The sequence below is a fragment of the Flavobacterium hankyongi genome (assembly GCF_036840915.1).
Classification (GTDB): domain Bacteria; phylum Bacteroidota; class Bacteroidia; order Flavobacteriales; family Flavobacteriaceae; genus Flavobacterium; species Flavobacterium hankyongi.
The window spans coordinates 1,963,586-1,981,164 of sequence record NZ_CP085725.1 but is presented as its reverse complement, the minus strand read 5'-3'; the positions used below and the strand labels follow the sequence as shown (position 1 = coordinate 1,981,164).

At 32.6% G+C, this 17,579-nt stretch carries 18 protein-coding genes and 1 tRNA gene; 7 read left to right on the top strand and 12 right to left on the bottom strand.

Features of this window, described 5'->3' with window-relative positions:
• The first annotated feature begins 19 nt into the window (after positions 1–19).
• Together gldN and LJY17_RS09210 are read left to right on the top strand one after the other, a co-directional pair.
• The gene (gene gldN / locus LJY17_RS09215; RefSeq protein WP_264543540.1) at positions 20–1,045 is read left to right on the top strand and encodes a gliding motility protein GldN; all 1,026 of its coding nucleotides are present in this window, start codon (positions 20–22) and stop codon (positions 1,043–1,045) included.
• A gap of 66 nt (positions 1,046–1,111) precedes the next feature.
• Positions 1,112–2,152: an NAD(P)/FAD-dependent oxidoreductase gene (locus LJY17_RS09210; RefSeq protein ID WP_264544896.1), complete on the top strand. Its 1,041-nt coding sequence runs from the start codon at positions 1,112–1,114 to the stop codon at positions 2,150–2,152.
• A gap of 5 nt (positions 2,153–2,157) precedes the next feature.
• Here the strand turns inward: LJY17_RS09210 and LJY17_RS09205 are convergent, their stop codons facing one another.
• A complete protein-coding gene (locus tag LJY17_RS09205) occupies positions 2,158–2,547 on the bottom strand; it encodes a DUF983 domain-containing protein (protein ID WP_264543539.1) in 390 nt (129 codons plus the stop codon).
• Positions 2,548–2,611: 64 nt separating this feature from the next.
• Here LJY17_RS09205 and LJY17_RS09200 point away from each other — a divergent pair, with 64 nt between their 5' ends.
• On the top strand, positions 2,612–4,516 hold the full coding sequence (locus LJY17_RS09200; protein ID WP_264543538.1) for an ABC-F family ATP-binding cassette domain-containing protein: 1,905 nt from the start codon (positions 2,612–2,614) through the stop codon (positions 4,514–4,516).
• A 31-nt stretch (positions 4,517–4,547) separates the two neighbouring features.
• On the opposite strand, the gene LJY17_RS09195 is transcribed toward LJY17_RS09200, so the two are convergent.
• The 5 genes from LJY17_RS09195 to LJY17_RS09175 form a co-directional block, all read right to left on the bottom strand.
• The gene (locus tag LJY17_RS09195) at positions 4,548–5,693 is read right to left on the bottom strand and encodes a GNAT family N-acetyltransferase (protein WP_264543537.1); all 1,146 of its coding nucleotides are present in this window, start codon (positions 5,691–5,693) and stop codon (positions 4,548–4,550) included.
• Between the two features lie 60 nt (positions 5,694–5,753).
• The gene (locus tag LJY17_RS09190; protein WP_264543536.1) at positions 5,754–6,230 is read right to left on the bottom strand and encodes a DUF1761 domain-containing protein; all 477 of its coding nucleotides are present in this window, start codon (positions 6,228–6,230) and stop codon (positions 5,754–5,756) included.
• 99 nt (positions 6,231–6,329) lie between these two features.
• Entirely contained in the window at positions 6,330–6,776 is a 447-nt protein-coding gene (locus LJY17_RS09185) for a KTSC domain-containing protein (RefSeq protein WP_264543535.1), read from the bottom strand.
• 122 nt (positions 6,777–6,898) lie between these two features.
• Positions 6,899–8,512 (bottom strand): S8 family peptidase, encoded by a 1,614-nt coding sequence (locus LJY17_RS09180; protein WP_264543534.1) that lies wholly within the window; start codon positions 8,510–8,512, stop codon positions 6,899–6,901.
• 135 nt (positions 8,513–8,647) lie between these two features.
• Positions 8,648–9,076: a MarR family winged helix-turn-helix transcriptional regulator gene (locus tag LJY17_RS09175; protein ID WP_264543533.1), complete on the bottom strand. Its 429-nt coding sequence runs from the start codon at positions 9,074–9,076 to the stop codon at positions 8,648–8,650.
• A gap of 123 nt (positions 9,077–9,199) precedes the next feature.
• Here LJY17_RS09175 and LJY17_RS09170 point away from each other — a divergent pair.
• From LJY17_RS09170 to der, 3 genes are all read left to right on the top strand, one after another.
• Positions 9,200–9,272 (top strand) — tRNA-Met (locus LJY17_RS09170).
• A gap of 60 nt (positions 9,273–9,332) precedes the next feature.
• Positions 9,333–10,217 (top strand): GTPase Era, encoded by an 885-nt coding sequence (gene era / locus LJY17_RS09165; RefSeq protein WP_264543532.1) that lies wholly within the window; start codon positions 9,333–9,335, stop codon positions 10,215–10,217.
• Between the two features lie 51 nt (positions 10,218–10,268).
• Positions 10,269–11,579, top strand: coding sequence for a ribosome biogenesis GTPase Der (gene der / locus LJY17_RS09160; RefSeq protein ID WP_264543531.1), 1,311 nt, complete (start codon positions 10,269–10,271; stop codon positions 11,577–11,579).
• Positions 11,580–11,617: 38 nt separating this feature from the next.
• Here der and LJY17_RS09155 read toward each other — a convergent pair whose 3' ends face one another.
• Both LJY17_RS09155 and LJY17_RS09150 read right to left on the bottom strand, forming a co-directional pair.
• Complete coding sequence (locus LJY17_RS09155; protein WP_264543530.1) at positions 11,618–12,148, bottom strand: hypothetical protein; 531 nt, start codon at positions 12,146–12,148, stop codon at positions 11,618–11,620.
• A 205-nt stretch (positions 12,149–12,353) separates the two neighbouring features.
• On the bottom strand, positions 12,354–14,231 hold the full coding sequence (locus LJY17_RS09150; RefSeq protein WP_264543529.1) for a transthyretin-like family protein: 1,878 nt from the start codon (positions 14,229–14,231) through the stop codon (positions 12,354–12,356).
• Positions 14,232–14,403: 172 nt separating this feature from the next.
• Between LJY17_RS09150 and LJY17_RS09145 the strand changes: the two genes are divergently transcribed.
• Entirely contained in the window at positions 14,404–15,189 is a 786-nt protein-coding gene (locus LJY17_RS09145) for an SDR family oxidoreductase (protein WP_264543528.1), read from the top strand.
• An 11-nt stretch (positions 15,190–15,200) separates the two neighbouring features.
• Here LJY17_RS09145 and LJY17_RS09140 read toward each other — a convergent pair whose 3' ends face one another.
• Genes LJY17_RS09140 through LJY17_RS09125 form a run of 4 tightly spaced genes read right to left on the bottom strand, consistent with a single transcriptional unit; the run spans position 15,201 to position 17,564 of the window.
• Positions 15,201–15,689 carry a TPM domain-containing protein gene (locus tag LJY17_RS09140; protein ID WP_264543527.1) on the bottom strand — a complete coding sequence of 163 codons (489 nt, stop codon included), beginning with the start codon at positions 15,687–15,689 and terminating at the stop codon, positions 15,201–15,203.
• A gap of 16 nt (positions 15,690–15,705) precedes the next feature.
• Positions 15,706–16,509 carry a TPM domain-containing protein gene (locus LJY17_RS09135; protein WP_264543526.1) on the bottom strand — a complete coding sequence of 268 codons (804 nt, stop codon included), beginning with the start codon at positions 16,507–16,509 and terminating at the stop codon, positions 15,706–15,708.
• Complete coding sequence (locus LJY17_RS09130) at positions 16,510–16,947, bottom strand: TPM domain-containing protein (protein WP_264543525.1); 438 nt, start codon at positions 16,945–16,947, stop codon at positions 16,510–16,512.
• Positions 16,947–17,564, bottom strand: a complete 618-nt coding sequence (locus LJY17_RS09125; RefSeq protein ID WP_264543524.1) for a LemA family protein — start codon at positions 17,562–17,564, stop codon at positions 16,947–16,949. Before LJY17_RS09125 ends, LJY17_RS09130 begins: the two co-directional genes overlap by 1 nt.
• Between the last annotated feature and the right edge of the window lie 15 nt (positions 17,565–17,579).

Genomic DNA, 17,579 nt, shown 5'->3' with positions numbered 1-17,579 from the left:
ACGCCTCAAATAGAATATTATGAATTGGAGAAATTTATTATCAGTTGTTATATTTGTTGCTGGAAGTACTACTTCTTTCGCTCAATCTAACTTGTTGAATGCTAAGGTTCCTTCTGATATCGGAAAGAAATCTGCAGCTCAACAATTAAAAGATAATGACAAGCCGTTAGAGTATGGTTATGTAGATGACCGAGATATTTTAATGTCTAAAAAAGTTTGGGAAATCATTGACCTTGATGAGAGAATCAATTTCCCTTTATATTATCCTATTGATACTGCTTCAATAGGGAAAGATCGTCGTTCTTTGTATGATGTTCTTGTTACAGGTATTAAGTCAGGAAGAATTACTGAAGTATATGATGATAGTTATTTTAGAGTTAAAAAAACATTAAAAGACATCAATGCTTCATTAACTAAGACTGATACCAGTGATGCAGGAAGAGAGCAAATGAATGAGGATCCAGCTGCTTTTAGATTTCAAATCAAAAAAGTACCTGTATATGAAACAAAGCAGGTTCCTGGTAAAAAAGGAAAAATGATTACCAAAAAGGTTAAAGTTGGTGAGAAAATGGATACTATTCCAGCTTCTAGAAAAATTTCTGAAGAGTACATAGTAAAAAGAGATTTAGCATCTATTGATGTTTCTGATTACAAAATTGTTGGGCTTTGGTATTTTGATAAAAGACAAGCTGACTTACGTTACAGAATTTTAGGTATTTGCCCTGTTATTCCTGATGTTTATACAATTGATAAATCAGATGAAGAGAAGGATTATATCGAATTATTTTGGGTATTCTATCCTGGTGCTCGTGAAATTTTGCATGAGTGGAAAGCTTTCAATGATGAAAATTCGTCAATGCCGATTTCATTTGATCATTTATTAAATTCACGTCGTTTTAATGCGTTGACTTATAAAGAAGAAAATGTTTATAATGATAGATTAATATCTGATTACATGAAAGATAATTCCTTAATGCAGTTATTAGAATCAGAAAGAGTGAAGGATAAAATTCGTAACTTCGAACAAGATATGTGGAATTACTAATAATTAATTTCTCCAATTTCATAAAAAACTCTTACCGTTATGGTAAGAGTTTTTTATTTTTGCTATATGTTAGATTATATCATTGTCGGTACTGGAATTGCAGGAATTTGCTTTTCTGAAATTTGTTTGCAAAACAACAAGCCCTTTTTGGTTTTTGAAGATTACTCGACTTCTTCTTCTAGAATTGCAGGAGGATTGTATAACCCTGTAATTCTTAAAAGATTTAGCGAGGTTTGGAAAGCCAAAGAACAATTGGAATTTGGATTGCCTTTTTATAAGCAAATTTCCAATAGAATCCAAGTTGAATTTGATTTTAAAATTCCAATTTTTAGAAAGTTCGCATCTGTTGAGGAGCAAAATAATTGGTTTCAAGCTGCAGATAAGCCTAATCTTTCTCCTTTTTTATCTACAACAATTGTTCATCAAAATTATCAATCTATTGATTCTAAATTTGGGTTTGGTGAGGTTTTGCAAACTGGATATGTTGATACGTCATCATTACTCGATAACTATGTGGCTTGTCTAAAAAGCAATAATTATTTAAAAGAAGAAAAATTTGACTACGCTCAAATTCAGATTTTTGAGGATAGAATTGGTTATAAAGATATTGAGGCAAAAAATATCGTTTTTGCGGAAGGTTTTGGACTCCAGTATAACCCTTATTTCAATGAACTTCCACTAGATGGAACTAAAGGGGAATTACTTATTATTAAAGCACCTAAATTGGATTTAGATGTAGTGCTTAAGTCTAGTATTTTCATTCTCCCTATTGGTGATAATTTGTTTAAAGTAGGTGCGACTTACAATTGGGAAGATAAAACAAATACACCTACTGAAGCTGGAAAACAAGAGCTTATCGATAATTTAAAGGAACTTATAGGCTGTGACTTTGAAATTATTGAACATTTTGCAGGTGTTAGACCTACAGTAAAAGACCGTAGGCCTTTGGTTGGAACACATAATGAACATAAAAGGCTACATGTTTTAAACGGATTAGGCACAAGAGGGGTAATGTTTGGCCCTTGGTTGGCAAAAGCATTGTATGAAAATATCGAATATAACGTACCTCTTGATATTCAAATCGATATTAAAAGACTGAATAAGTAGAAAAATTAATTTTTGTTTTCTTTCCAATTTTTATCATAACTGATAAAAAAGTTTATCCAAATGTTTCTTGATAAACGCATGATTATAGGCATAAAAGCTAGTAATGTTCCACAAATTCCTATGAAAGCTACTTTTAAATTTGTTTTTAAGAAAAAATAGAAAACAATAAAAGCAGCAACGCCAAATGCTACACCCACTGCATAGCTTACATACATCGAGCCGTAAAAAAAAGAAGGTTCAATTTTATATCTAGTTCCGCAATGACTACACTGTTCGTTCATTTTGATGGTGTACTGGGGGTTGAACATGTTTTTTCCCTTATACATACTTTCTTCTTGGCATTTAGGACAACTTCCTGTTAAAATGCTATTTAGTTTCGATCCTTTTTTTAACATTTGCAAAAATTTTCTCAAAGGTACAAGTTTTTAGAGTTTACCTTTGTAACCTTAGTCACAAAATATGCTTAATATTCATAATTTATCGGTTTCTTTTGGTGGTACATATCTTTTCGAAGAAGTAACTTTTCGTTTAGGAGCTGGTGACCGTGTTGGTCTTGTTGGAAAAAATGGAGCTGGAAAGTCAACTATGCTTAAAATGCTTGCAGGAGATTTTAAACCAGACAGCGGGACAATTGCTACTGAGAAAGAGGTGAAGATAGGTTTTCTTCGTCAGGATATTGATTTTGTGAAAGGCAGAACTGTTTTAGATGAGGCATATCAGGCATTTGAAGAAATTAAAAGAGCTGAATTAAAAATTGATGAAATAAACCATCAGTTGGCCACTCGCACAGATTATGAAAGTGAATCGTATTCTGAATTAATTGAGCAATTGAGTGATGTACAACATCATTATGAAATATTAGGCGGGTATAACTATGTTGGTGATACCGAAAAAATTCTTTTAGGTTTAGGATTTAAACGTGAAGAATTCAATAATCAAACCGATACATTTTCAGGAGGATGGCGTATGCGTATCGAATTAGCTAAATTATTATTACAATCCAATGATATTTTGCTTCTGGATGAGCCTACAAACCATTTGGATATTGAGAGTATCATTTGGCTGGAAAGTTTCTTAAAGTCGTTCCCAGGAGTTGTGGTGATAGTTTCACACGATAAAATGTTTTTGGATAACGTAACCAACAGAACAATTGAGATTTCTTTAGGTAAAGCTTATGATTTCAACAAACCTTATACTGAATATTTGGTTTTAAGAGAAGAAATTCGTGAAAAGCAATTGGCTACACAAAAAAATCAAGCAAAAAAAATTGAAGAAACTCAAAAGTTAATAGATAGGTTTAGATATAGTGCGACCAAATCATCAATGGCACAATCACTAATCAAAAAACTTGATAAAGTTGAACGTATTGAGGTTGATGAAGATGATAATTCAGTAATGAATATTTCGTTTCCAGTTTCTATTACTCCGGGTAGAGTGGTGGTTGAAGCAGAGCATGTGACAAAAGCTTACGGTGACAAAACTATTTTAAAAGATATTTCTCTTTTGGTTGAAAGAGGTAGTAAAATTGCCTTTGTAGGTCAGAACGGCCAAGGTAAATCAACATTTATTAAAGCGATTGTAAACGAATTTGAATTTGAAGGAAATATAAAACTTGGACATAATGTGCAATTGGGTTATTTTGCTCAGAATCAGGCCGAATATCTGGATGGCGAAAAAACATTACTAGACACCATGCTTGAAGCGGCTACAGATTCTAATCGTTCAAAAGTTCGCGACATGTTAGGATCTTTCTTATTTAGAGGTGATGATGTAGACAAGAAGGTGAAAGTGCTTTCGGGAGGAGAGCGTAACCGTTTGGCTTTGTGTAAGTTGTTATTACAGCCAATAAATGTTCTGTTAATGGATGAGCCTACCAATCACTTGGATATTAAATCTAAAAATGTATTAAAGGCTGCTTTACAGAAATACGAAGGGACATTACTTTTGGTTTCGCACGATCGTGACTTTTTACAAGGTATGGCTAATACCGTTTATGAGTTCAAAGATCAAAAAATAAAAGAATATTTAGGTGATATAAATTTCTTTTTAGAGCAAAGAAATGTTGATAATTTCCGCGAAGTAGAAAAGAAAGATGTAGTAGTAAAAGAAGCTCCTAAGCAAGTAAAAAACCTTTCTTATGAAGAACAAAAAGCTCAAAAAACACTTCAAAATAAGTTGTCAAAAATTGAAAGTCAGATTCAACAATTAGAAAAAGATATTCAAAAAGACGATAAAGCATTAGCCGAGAATTATGAAAAATTAATGCAAGATGCTTCTTTCTTCTCAGCATATGAAAAGAAAAAGAAAGATTTAGAACAATTGTTAGAAGATTGGGAAGTAGTTCAAATGGAACTGGAAAGTTAGTAGTTTAACCTTCCTTTTTGTACTTTATTAATTATTTAAACGGATGTCTTTGTTGCCATTCAACACTTGGTTCAAGACGTATAAAAATTTTGTCCATAAAGTGATTAATAAATTTGTTAGTATGGTAAATAAAGCCAGACATTAATACAGGCTTGGCACCTATTGAACTTTTTATTTCTAAAGCGGTTCTTCCGAAAATAATTTTTTTGAAGCCATTTTCAATTCCAAATTTGGTCATGTTGTACAACATATTCAAATAGAGCATTCTTTCTTTTTGAATATGTTCGTCATAACCTAAAAAATAGGTTTCTAATGTCTCCCCATTTAAAAGTATAGTATGAAAACCTACCAATTTTTCATCAATAAAGTAACCAGCTACGCGTAGTTGTTCACCAAGTTGTTTTTTAAAAGTAGAAAAGTGATTTTTTGCTAAAAAGAATGTATTAAAAGGAGCATTCTTGGCAACATGATGATAAAGGTCATAAATCCTTTCTTCGTTAACTATAATTTCTTGATAATTTAATTCTTTTACTGTTACTCCTTCGCATTTTTTGTGTGATCTCTTGTACTGGTCACGGTATTTTTTAGAAAATGCAGCCACATAATCAGATTCGGTTTTCCATTCAGGATTCAGTTCAAAAATCATGTTTGGCTGAATATTGAAATCGTACATTTCTGCAAAATCATACTTTTTTAATTCATCCGAACAATGCTGATAAAAATCTTTAAAAGAAACAATGTGAATTTTAATTCCTTTATTTTTAAAATACTGAATAATGGCTTCAGAACATTGAATAAGCAGTTCGCTTATATGTTTAAAATCCATTTCTTTATTAAAAACATAACCATTTTGTCCAGTAATCATGTTGTTTCCTAAAAACAGGACATGTGACGCAAAATTTTTAAAAACAAAATTACGGACAGTAGTTTTTATACACTTATCTCTTTCTCCAAATGATTCCAGTTTTTGGACATTAAGGTATTGCGCAAGTGCAACTCCTATGAGGTTGTTTTCTTCAAAAATACCAATATAAAAGCATTGCATGTTTGTAGGTGCCGATTCCTCTAGAACTTTTAAATAAGATGTTTGAAGAAAAACATTACTTTCTGCAACTTGGTCCCAAGATGCAGGTAGTTCGTCAATGGCAGAATAAACTTTAAATGTAGTAGTGTTCAAAATTTTAAAAAAAATCGCTCCACAAATGTAGAGCGATGTTATTATAAATAAATGTTAATATTATTGCCATCCACAAAGAATTGCACCCATAATAGCAAAAGATACAATCCAATAGCCAGCAGTTATTAAAATATATTTCCAAGATTTTTGTTCAAATAAGCTATTTATTGCTGTTATTGGTAACACAAAAAATATTCCAAATAAAATACCATGTAATGCTCCGTGTTTAAAAGATAAGAATTTGCCGTGATGTACTTTAAGAAATTCGATTAGTGCTGGGTCTTGGGCGTTTCCTCCGGCAGCTTGTACAGCTCCTATTTCATGATTAACAATTGTTGGAATCATAAAAGCTAAGATTAATGAATAAAAGATAGTTAATCCAAACACTTTAATCATATTACTGTTTTTTGCTTTTTCTTCAGTCATTCCAGTTTCATTCATCCAAATTGTTCCGAAAACTTTAGGATTATACCAGATAAATCCAACAACTAATGTTGATAATGCTGATAGTAGCAGTGCTAAATAATTAATTTCCATAGTTTAATTTGTTTTATTTTGTTACTCAAATATAAAAAAAATAAATAAAAAAGACTTCCGTTAAATGGAAGTCTTTAGTATGGAGTTTTTTCTAATCTTTTAAATTTCAACGGCTTCTGCTGATTTTCTGTAAATGTAGTTCCCGTAAATATGACGTTTTGCGAAACGGTTAGGCGAATCTGCATTTATCATTTTGATGTACACATTTTTTGGAACACCAATGTACTCATATGAAGCGCCATTTAAATGGGTTACCAATAGAGTTTGTTTTTCCAAATAGAAATCTGCAATAGCTGAATTATTGATTGTTTCCTGATATTCTGGAAGATTTTTCTCAATGGTTTCAGATGCAATACTTACTAAAAAGTGATAAGCACTAATGATTGATTTACTTTTTTCTTCAGCAGCTTGTTTACCTTCGTCGTCATTTACAAATTTGTCAGGATGCGTTTCTTTCATACTGTTTCTGTAAATGGTTTTTAATTCTTTTAAGGTAACATTTTTGTCAACTTCTAATAATTTTCTGTACTCAACAACTCTTTTCATAAATGATATAAAATGTGTAAACCAAAATGGGTTTATTTTTAAGGGTGCAAAAGTATAGAAATCAATTAGATAATTGAGTGTTATTCGGTTTTAAATTAGAAATATTTAACTTTTACTGTGATTTAGTTTTTAAGAGTTTTATTCTTTTTATGGAATTTTTTTGCTTTCATCTTTTCTGTGCTCATTTTTTCTGCCAAAGTCATTGCTGTAAAACCATTTACAATTTTTCCAGATTTAGAAAGTGAGTTAAATGGGCGTACATCTTTTGGATTCCCACCAACTACAACATCATTAGAAACTGTTGTTCCAGAATTCATAATAATACCCTTGATTTCTTTTGCAGATAAATTTGGATAATATGAACGAATCATAGCAGCTACTCCAGCTACATTTGGTGATGCCATAGACGTTCCTTGTAAGTATTGATATTCGCCATTAGGTGTTGTAGCATATATTTTTACACCAGGTGCATAAACATCAACATTTAGTTTTCCATAGTTAGAGAAATTTGCAACTATTTTTTTTCCGTTTTCAAAATTTAATGCGCCAACAGTAATTACATTATCAGCAAATTCAGTTTTTTTATCATCAGAGTCATTAGGAAAATTTGGTTCCACATCAATATCTTTTGAATCATTACCAGCAGCGTGAACAATAAGGACGTCTTTGCTTTCAGCATATTTTATGGCATCATAAACCCATTGTTTGTGTGGGGAAAAATCTTTTCCAAAACTTGCATTGATTACTTTAGCACCATTATCTACAGCGTATTTAATTGCTAAAGCAACGTCTTTGTCGTACTCGTCACCATTTGGAACTGCACGAACGGACATGATTTCTACATTATCTGCAATACCGTCACCACCAATGTTGTTGTTGCGTGACTGCGCTATGATTCCTGCAACGTGCGTACCATGTAAAGCGCCTTCTTTGGTTGGGCCATATACAATATTGTTTCCATAAAATTTATCATTTATATCTTCAGGATTGTCACCTACTAATTTTCGTGCATCGAATTCTAAATTGTAATTGTAGTTTAATTGGTTGTAAACTTGTGTTTTAAACTTATTTACGTTTGCCATTAATACTGGTCCTGCCTTTCCAATTTTTGTAAACACTTCGATGTTTTTCTTTAATTCTGTATCTTCTGTTGTGATCGCTTTTACTTCATCTATATTGAAGTCCTCTTTTTTCAGATACTCACTTAAAGCTTTATTGGCATTGTAAATGTTGTCAATTTGCTGTTTGTTGGCTAAAAGCGCTTCCATTTTTTTGTCATAAGCTGCTTTTGCTTCTTTGTAAGCTTGAGAACCATCATCTCCTTTTTTCAAAAGACGCGTTAATTCTAAGTTTTCGTTCTCGATGTTTCCTAAAAAATTCCATCCGTGAATGTCGTCAATGTATCCGTTTTTGTCATCATCAATGCCATTACCTGGTATTTCCTTTTTGTTTACCCAAATAACAGATTTTAAATCTTCATGATCGATATCTACTCCTGAATCCACAACCCCAACAATAACTTTAGCTCCTTTTTTACCTTTGAGTAACTCAGCATAAACACGGTCTATACTCATTCCAGGGATACTATCTTTTTCTAAATCTAAATGACTCCAACGCTTTAGTTGATTTTCAGTTAACTTTTGCTTCTTTGTTAGAGTTGGGTTAGCTCCTTGAGCAGATGCAACAGTTGAAAGAATTAATCCAACAAAAAGAAGTGTTAATTTTTTATTTCTCATAGATTTAATGATTAAATTTTGAATTGATTGATTGAAACTTGACATATCAAATAAATATTTAAAGGTAGGTATTCGTTCTTTTAAAATTGTTACATGTTAAATGTGTTTTAGTAAAAAATTAACTTTTCTTTTGGGTTATGAGCAGTTGATTATGATTTTTTGTAGGGCAATATTCATGTTGTCAAGTTCCTCTTTTGAAACTCCATCAAGAGCAACTTTTCTGTTGTCAAGAACTAAATTCTGCACTTTTTCAATAATATCTTTGCCTTCTTGAGTAACGGTTAAAACTGATTTTCTTCTGTCATTAGAGTCAACTTCTCGTTTTAGATAATTAGATTTTACCAGTAATTCAATTATTCTAGTGACTGATGCATTGTCTTTAAAAACATTTTTAGCAAGTTCTTGTTGATTGATTTTGGGTTTTTCTAATATTGATTTTATTATGAGCCATTGGTCAATTGTAATTTTGTAACCGCTTTTACGAATTTGTTTCATGGCATACATTCTGTAGCTTCGTATTGCCTTGTCGATATTGTAAAAGATTATATTGTCAAGTTTTTCCATTTCAAATTTTTAAAAGTCAAAGGTATAAAACCTGAAAATAAGGAGGTTGAAAAATAAAATTATTATTTTTTTAAAATAAGCTTGTATTTGTAAATAATGGTTGTATATTTGCACTCGAAACAGCGCGGGATAGAGCAGTAGGCAGCTCGTCGGGCTCATAACCCGAAGGTCACAGGTTCGAGTCCTGTTCCCGCTACTAGGTAAGCCACTCAATTGAGTGGCTTTTTTTATGTACCTTTGTCAAAAATTTTGCAATATGTCACACAAAGCTGGTTATGTAAACATTATCGGGAACCCAAATGTGGGTAAATCAACATTGATGAATGCCTTGGTAGGAGAGCGTCTTTCGATTATTACATCAAAAGCACAAACAACTCGTCATCGTATTTTAGGAATCGTGAATGGAGATGATTTTCAGGTTCTGTTTTCAGATACTCCTGGAATCATAAAACCAGCTTATGATTTGCAGTCTTCCATGATGGATTTTGTGAAATCTGCGTTTGAAGATGCTGATATATTGATCTACATGGTAGAAATTGGTGAAAAGGAATTGAAAGACGAAGCATTCTTCAATAAAATAATTCATTCTAAAATTCCAGTTTTATTATTGTTGAATAAAATTGACAAATCGAATCAAGAACAATTGGAAGAACAAGTTGCGCTTTGGAAAGAAAAAGTTCCAAATGCTGAAATTTTCCCGATATCTGCTTTGGAAAACTTTAATGTACAGGCAGTTTTTGATCGTATTTTAGAATTATTGCCAGAATCACCAGCTTTTTATCCAAAGGATGCTCTGACAGATAAGCCAGAACGTTTTTTTGTGAATGAAACTATTCGTGAGAAGATTTTACTACATTATGAAAAGGAAATTCCGTATGCAGTTGAAATTGAAACGGAAGAGTTTATTGAAGAAGAAGATATTATCAGAATACGTGCAGTTATCATGGTGGAACGTGATACACAAAAAGGAATCATTATAGGTCATAAAGGAGCTGCAATAAAAAGAGTAGGAGTTGAAGCACGTCAGGATTTAGAGAAGTTTTTCGGGAAGCAAATTCATATAGAAATGTTTGTGAAAGTTAATAAGGACTGGAGAAACAACGCATATCAATTAAGAAGATTTGGATACAATCAGAAGTAAACCAGCTTCTAAAAATAAAATTGTACCTTTGCAAACTTTAAAAAATTAAGAATGAACAATATCGTAGCCATTGTAGGAAGACCTAATGTAGGAAAATCTACTTTTTTTAACCGTTTGATTCAGCGAAGAGAAGCTATTGTAGATTCTGTTTCGGGAGTAACTCGTGACCGTAACTATGGTAAAAGTGAGTGGAATGGTAAAGAATTTTCTGTAATTGATACAGGAGGTTATATTAAAGGTTCAGATGATATTTTTGAAGGAGAAATTCGTAAGCAGGTTGAATTAGCAATTGATGAAGCCGATGCTATCATCTTTGTTGTAGATGTTGAAGAAGGAATTACTCCAATGGATGAAGAAGTTGCTAAGTTGCTAAGAAAAGTAACTAAACCAATCCTTTTAGCAGTAAATAAAGTTGATAACGGAAAGAGGGAACAAGACGCTTTAGAGTTCTATAATCTTGGTTTAGGGGAGTATTTTACGATTGCAGGTATGAGCGGAAGCGGTACAGGTGAACTTTTAGATAAATTAGTTGAAGTGTTACCAGAATTACCTGAAGCTACTGAAGAAGAAAACCCATTACCTCGTTTTTGTGTTGTTGGACGTCCAAATGCAGGAAAATCATCTTTTATTAATGCATTAATTGGTGAAGATCGCTTTGTGGTAACTGATATTGCTGGAACTACTCGTGATGCAATTGATACTAAATACAATCGTTTTGGATTTGAGTTCAACTTAGTTGATACAGCTGGTATACGCCGTAAAGCTAAAGTAAAAGAAGATTTAGAATTCTATTCGGTAATGCGTTCTGTTCGTGCTATCGAGCATAGTGACGTATGTATCTTAATGATTGATGCTACTCGTGGTTTTGAAGGTCAAGATCAAAACATTTTTTGGTTGGCCGAAAAAAACAGAAAAGGAATTGTAATTCTTGTAAATAAATGGGACTTGGTAGAAAAAGATACCATGTCAACTCGTGATTACGAAGCTAAAATTAGAAAAGAAATAGAACCTTTTACTGATGTGCCTATTCTATTCGTTTCAGCCCTTACAAAACAACGTTTATTGAAAGCACTTGAAACAGCTGTTCAAGTTTATGAAAGTAGAAAACAACGTATTCCTACGTCTAAATTTAACGAACATATGCTGGCAATTATTGAGCACATGCCACCACCAGCACTTAAAGGAAAATATATCAAAATTAAATACTGTATGCAATTGCCTACGCCAATGCCTCAGTTTGTGTTTTTTGCTAACTTACCTCAGTATGTAAAAGATCCATATAAACGATTTTTAGAGAATAAAATTAGAGAAAAATGGGACTTTTCAGGAGTGCCAATCGATATTTATATAAGAGAGAAATAATAGAACCAAAAAGAGCAGCTTACAGCTGCTCTTTTCATTTATAATGAAGACAAACTAAAATGTTTATCTGAACTTTTCTTAATAACTATATTATCTATTTCCATTTCAATTCTTGCTCCTCCATTATCGTTTGCATTAGCAGTCATTAATGGATATAACCATAATTGTAAGTTGTTGTAAGTAGGAGTAAAATAAATTTTCTTTTGTTGCCACTGATTGAATTTTTCTCCTGCTTTTTGTGACCAAACTACTTCGCTGTATTCTGTGAAATTAGGCAGCGTATATTCGAATTTATCATAAGATGTATTCGAAGCAGTTCTGATGTTAATTGTAGATTGTAACACTTTTTTGTTTGGTTTTGAAACATTTGAAGACGTTTTTACCCAAAATGTGATTTCATAGGTTTGGTCTTTTTCAAAAAAATAATTCAAACTTAATCCGCTTCCTAAATTAGAGTGTGACCAAGCCCATTTTTTAGTTTCATTTTCTTTCGCTTGATCGAAATTAGTTTGTGCATATAATAATTCCCCAATTAATATAAATGCAGCTGTTAATAAAAAATTTTTCATAGCTATAGTTCGTTTTTTGTTTCTTATTGTCTTATGCAAAGATGGTGTGAGTATTAAAAAATTAGTCAGGGAATTAAGCTCATTTTGATAGGGTGATTTTCCTCTTTATCATCTAACGGTTTTTGGTGATATAAGACTAATGAAATTTATATGGCATAAAAAAAGCAGCTGTTAAGCTGCTTTTAAAGTTTCAAAATTCTTCTGACTAAACATCATAGAAGAAAATTTGTTCAATGGGTCCGCTATCAGACATGGCGACATCTCCATTGTGCATTCTGGCTCTTGCATACAATTTTAAAATGTATGTACATCGAGTCATATCGTTAGGTGGATTGTTTAATTGACTACTATTGCTGGTTCTTTCGTCAATTGCAGGATTTGTATTGCCGCTTAAGGGAACAATTCCGTCCGATATTGCTCTATTCACCGTATTACTATTATTTCTTAAATGCAATGAAGAAGAAGATAAATGCGGATGATAAACAGTGTACTTAGCATGTAAAGTACCATTTATTGGTGTACATAGTCCATTTGCTTCTAACTCTGCAATTGATAGTTTTAAAATAACAGCATTGTTATTCATAATAACTGAATTAAGTGTTTTTCCGTTGCCAGGAACAATGTTAAACTGATTCAATGGTTTATTAATAACTTCTCTAATTTCAAATCGGATCGCAAATTTCTCTATCGGAATTTTATTTGCAGCAGGAATTGCTTGACCTGGATTTATACTTCCAGGAACATCTGGAGCGTTTGTTAAAGCAGCTGTGTTTAATGAAATTAAAGTGTCTTCTTCAATGATATTGTAGGAAGATAAATCAGCTAAGGTTAATCCTGTATTAATCAAGGCTCTCTCAATAGCATGATTAACATCAAACCAACCTTGTGAGTCAAAATCACTTTGATCACTGGTTACAAAAATTTCATTGTTTATGGGTGAATATACTTTTCGAGTTAATTTGGATACAACACTAGGAACGAACAAGTTAGGTGTTACGCCAATAATTTTTGAGAAGTTTCCAATCGCTGGAGCTGGACTCCCGTTAGGCGTAGTAGTGTCACTAATTAAAAAACGATATTCGATTGGATTTCCTGATGCCGATTTTAAAGCTGCTTGACCAGTTAAACGAATGGTTCCAAACAGAGCATTTTTTCCAGAACCTGCATAGCCATCAATATCAAAATCATAACTGTTTGTGCCGTAAGAAGCGCTGAAAGTATTTCCAATTCCAGTCCATGCACTTGGGAAGTTAGGATCTTCTGGATTTACAACATTTACTTCAGAACATAATTTTACACAAAGACAATATCCAGCATTTTTTCGGGCATTAGCTCTTGTTTCATTAATTAGGGTTGTGCCTGCTATTTCTGCTTTAAAGTAAACATCTGGACCACTTTGAAAAGTTAATGGTAAGCTGGGATCTGTTTCGACATTAATAAGAGGAGATAGGAAAGTCTGTTTAAATTTGATTGAAGAATAATCGATTCTAAAATGCCCATTGCTATCAGTTGTTGCAGTACCTAAGTTATCATCAGTCAAAAAATCGGCATCAAAAGCAGTGACTTTTGCGTTGGCAATAGGAGTATTTGTTTTACAGTTTACCAAGTGACCACAAATAACCCATGCATCAAAGTAATATCCTCGAATGTAACACCAGAATTTATATGAAATTTCATGCGTCCAATTAAAGAAATTGAACTCTTCAAACTCATTTCTTCTCCACTCCATTACTAATGTAGTGATTTGAAATTGAAGTGGTTCTATTCTCTTTGGTTTTGGAATTTTAGGCGGAACGGTACCGCAAATAAAGTCGATGTCGAATGCTGAATTAGCATATTTTTCATCAATACTAAATTGAAAATTTCCGTTTTCATCAGTGAAAGTTTTAGCAATTAAAAGATTTTCCCTTTGTTTAGCTTCTTCTTTAGTTACTAAATGAAACGTTTCCTTCGCATCTGCAACTGCAGTGCTAAAAACTTCTTTTCTGTATGGGAGATATAATAGTACCTCCACATTGGCAATATATTCCAGACAATCATCGCACAATTGCCCTTTTAATGTGCCTTTAAAAATGTTTTTCATAATCTTAAAAATTTTAGTTTGTAATTATTTGATTCATAATGTGTTGAAATACAAATTTTATTCTTTTAAAGGATTGGGTTTCAAGTTAAACAACTGATTTTATACAGGAAAAAGACTCTATTTTTTAAGGTATTTAACGATATCCTTAGGGTTAATATAGTTATATTGCGTTATGGATATCAGAGACAAAATTGTTTGGATAACGGGAGCTTCTTCGGGAATAGGAGAGGGCTTGGCTTATGAATTAGCAAAAAAGAATTGCAGACTTATTCTTTCTGGGCGTAATGTTACAGAGCTTGAAAGAGTAAAAGGAAACTGTAATGTGACAACTGAAATTTTGTCTTTTGATTTAGCCGATTTTGATAATACTAAAAATAATGTCGCCAAAGCAATTTCGTTATTCGGAAAGATAGATGTACTAATATGTAATGGAGGTGTGAGCCAACGTTCCTTGATTGTAGAAACTAGTTTTGAAGTAGACAAAAAACTTATTGAAGTAGATTATTTGGCCAATGTCGCTCTAGCAAAAGCCATCCTTCCACATTTTATTGAGAATCAGTCCGGACATTTTGCTGTCGTAACCAGTTTGATGGGGAAATTTGGTTCACCTTATCGTTCTGGTTATTGTGGAGCAAAGCACGCTTTGCATGGTTTTTTTGATGTGTTGCGAATGGAGCATCAAAAAGACGGAATTAGTGTAACAATGATTTGTCCTGGGTTTATTCAGACCAATGTGGCTAAAAATGCCTTAACTGCAGATGGCTCAAAACAAATAACCGATGATGAAGCGACAAAAAATGGATTGTCAGTTTCTGCTTTTGCTCAAAAAATGGTTAAAGCTATTGAAAAGCAAAAATTTGAAGTTTACATAGGAAGAAAAGAAACGCTTGGTATATATTTTAAGCGTTTCTTTCCAACTTTACTGCATTATTTTGTTATGAGGAGTAAAGTGAGATGAGTTATTTATCTTTAATTCTTCCAAACTTTTATAAGATTTTCGATACCTTTTTTAACTCCATTATAATAACTGCCTTTTTTAAATTCAGGAATGATTGTCTGCTGTAGAATGTTGTTACAAATTGAGTCAGTCAGAATGTTTTGGGTTTGTGTTCCAGTGTTAATTCGGATTAGCTTTTCTTTGGAACTGATTGAAATTGTCAAGCCATTATCTTTATTTTGTTTTCCAACAGCCCAATGATTAGAAAGATTTAAGGTATAAGTCTTAAATTCTTCCTGACTTCCATCAAAATCGATGCTAATTATTACAATTTCATTTGATGATTTTTTTTCATAATCAGAAATTATATTCTCCAAATCATTTTTTTCATCTTCATTAAAGATATTTTGAAAGTCATTTACATATCCAATTTGCTTTGGAAATTCTTTTTCTTGTGAAAATGAATTACAATTGTTTAATAGAATTAATAAAAAAACAGTGAAAACTTGAATGTATTTCATAGTGTAATTTTAAGAATTACCAGCTTCCGCCAGCTCCACCACCAGAGAAACCTCCGCCGCCAAAGCCTCCGCCAAAGCCTCCAGATCCTCCTCCAAAACCGCCGCCTGATGACCAGCCACCTCCTGATGAGCTACGCCCTAGACTACTTAAAATGATTATGTCGGCTAAATCTGGTCCAGAAAAACGTCCTCCGTTTCCACCTCCACCTCTTCGGTTGCGATTGGATAAAATTATAATTATAATTATAAATATTAAAATGATAATAAATACTCCAGCACTTCCATCGTCATTGTCTTTTTTTCTTTCGCCTTTGTATTTTCCTTTTAAAACATCAAAAATAGCATCGACTCCTTTATCAAGACCATTATAATAACTACCTGCTTTAAATTCAGGAACTATAACATTGCGTATAATTTCGCCAGTTATTCCAGCAGTCATTCGATCTTCAACACCATATCCGTTTACAATGTGTATTTTTCTGTCATTTTTAGAAAGTAGAATTAAAATTCCATTATCTTCTTTAGCTTGACCAATTCCCCAAGTATGTGCCCATTTTGTAGCGAGTTGACTAATATCTTCGCCTTTTAAATCATCAATAGTAATGGCAACTATTTGAGTTGTAGTAGAGTCGGAATATTTGACTAATTTGTTTTCAAGTTGCTGTTTTTCGTTTTCTTGAAGCAAATTAGCATAATCATAAACACTGGTTTGAAATTTAGGAACTTCAGGTATTGTGTACTGGGAAAATCCAACGTAATGCAACAATAAAATAGTTAACATTACTATTAGTTTTACCATTCTTAATACAAATTGTATCATTTATGATTTAGAAATTTCGTTAGATAATTCGTTTGTGTCATCAGGATGAAATGGGAAATAAGTTTTTAGTCTTTCTCCAGCTCTAAGTATTCCAGCTACTAATCCATCCTTAAACTTTTTCTCTTTAAAATGTTGGAGAACGATGTCTTTAGTACAGTCCCAAAAATCATCTTCAACGACAGTATTAATACCTTCGTCACCTAAAATAACAAACGATTTATTAGAGACATTTACATAGAAAAGGACTCCGTTTCTAGCTAAAGTAGCATTCATGTTAAGGGTAAAGAAAACCTCCTTGGCTCTATCGAACGGAGGTTTCTCATTTTTTGCTTCTATATGAACTCTAATTTCGCCAGAAGTATTTTTTTCGGCCGTGTGTATAGCATCAACAATGGCTTGTTCCTCTTGGCTTGTTAGAAAATCTTCTGTAACAGACATTATTTTTTATCTTCTTTGTTGTCAAAGTTGAATTCTACTTCGGGAGCTTTTTCAGCACCTGCAACAGCATCAAAATATGCTTTTTCTGTAAATCCAAACATACCTGCTAACAAGCTGTTAGGGAAAGTTTTGATGTGAGTGTTGTATGGTTTCACAGCTTCGTTAAAACGTGTACGAGCTGTTAAAATTTGATTTTCAGTACTTGCCAATTCATCTTGTAATTTTAAGAAGTTTTGGTTTGCTTTTAAATCAGGATATTGCTCAACTGTAACAAGTAATCTGGATAAAGAGCTGTTTAAATTTCCTTGTGCTTGATTGAATTGTGCTAATTGTTCAGGTGTAATATTAGCTGGATCAATTTTTACTGATGTAGCTTCAGATCTAGCCTTGATAACAGCTTCTAAAGTTGATTTTTCAAAATCAGCAGCACCTTTTACCGTTTTAACCAAGTTACCTATAAGGTCATTTCTTCTTTGATATGAAGTTTCTACATTCCCCCAAGACTCTTTAATTCCTTCACTTAAAGTTACGGCAGTATTGTTTACTCCTTTTGCCCAGCTGTATAATGCAAATACAGCAACTAAAATTATTCCAACAGGAATTAACCATTTTCTCATATTCGTTTTGTTTTT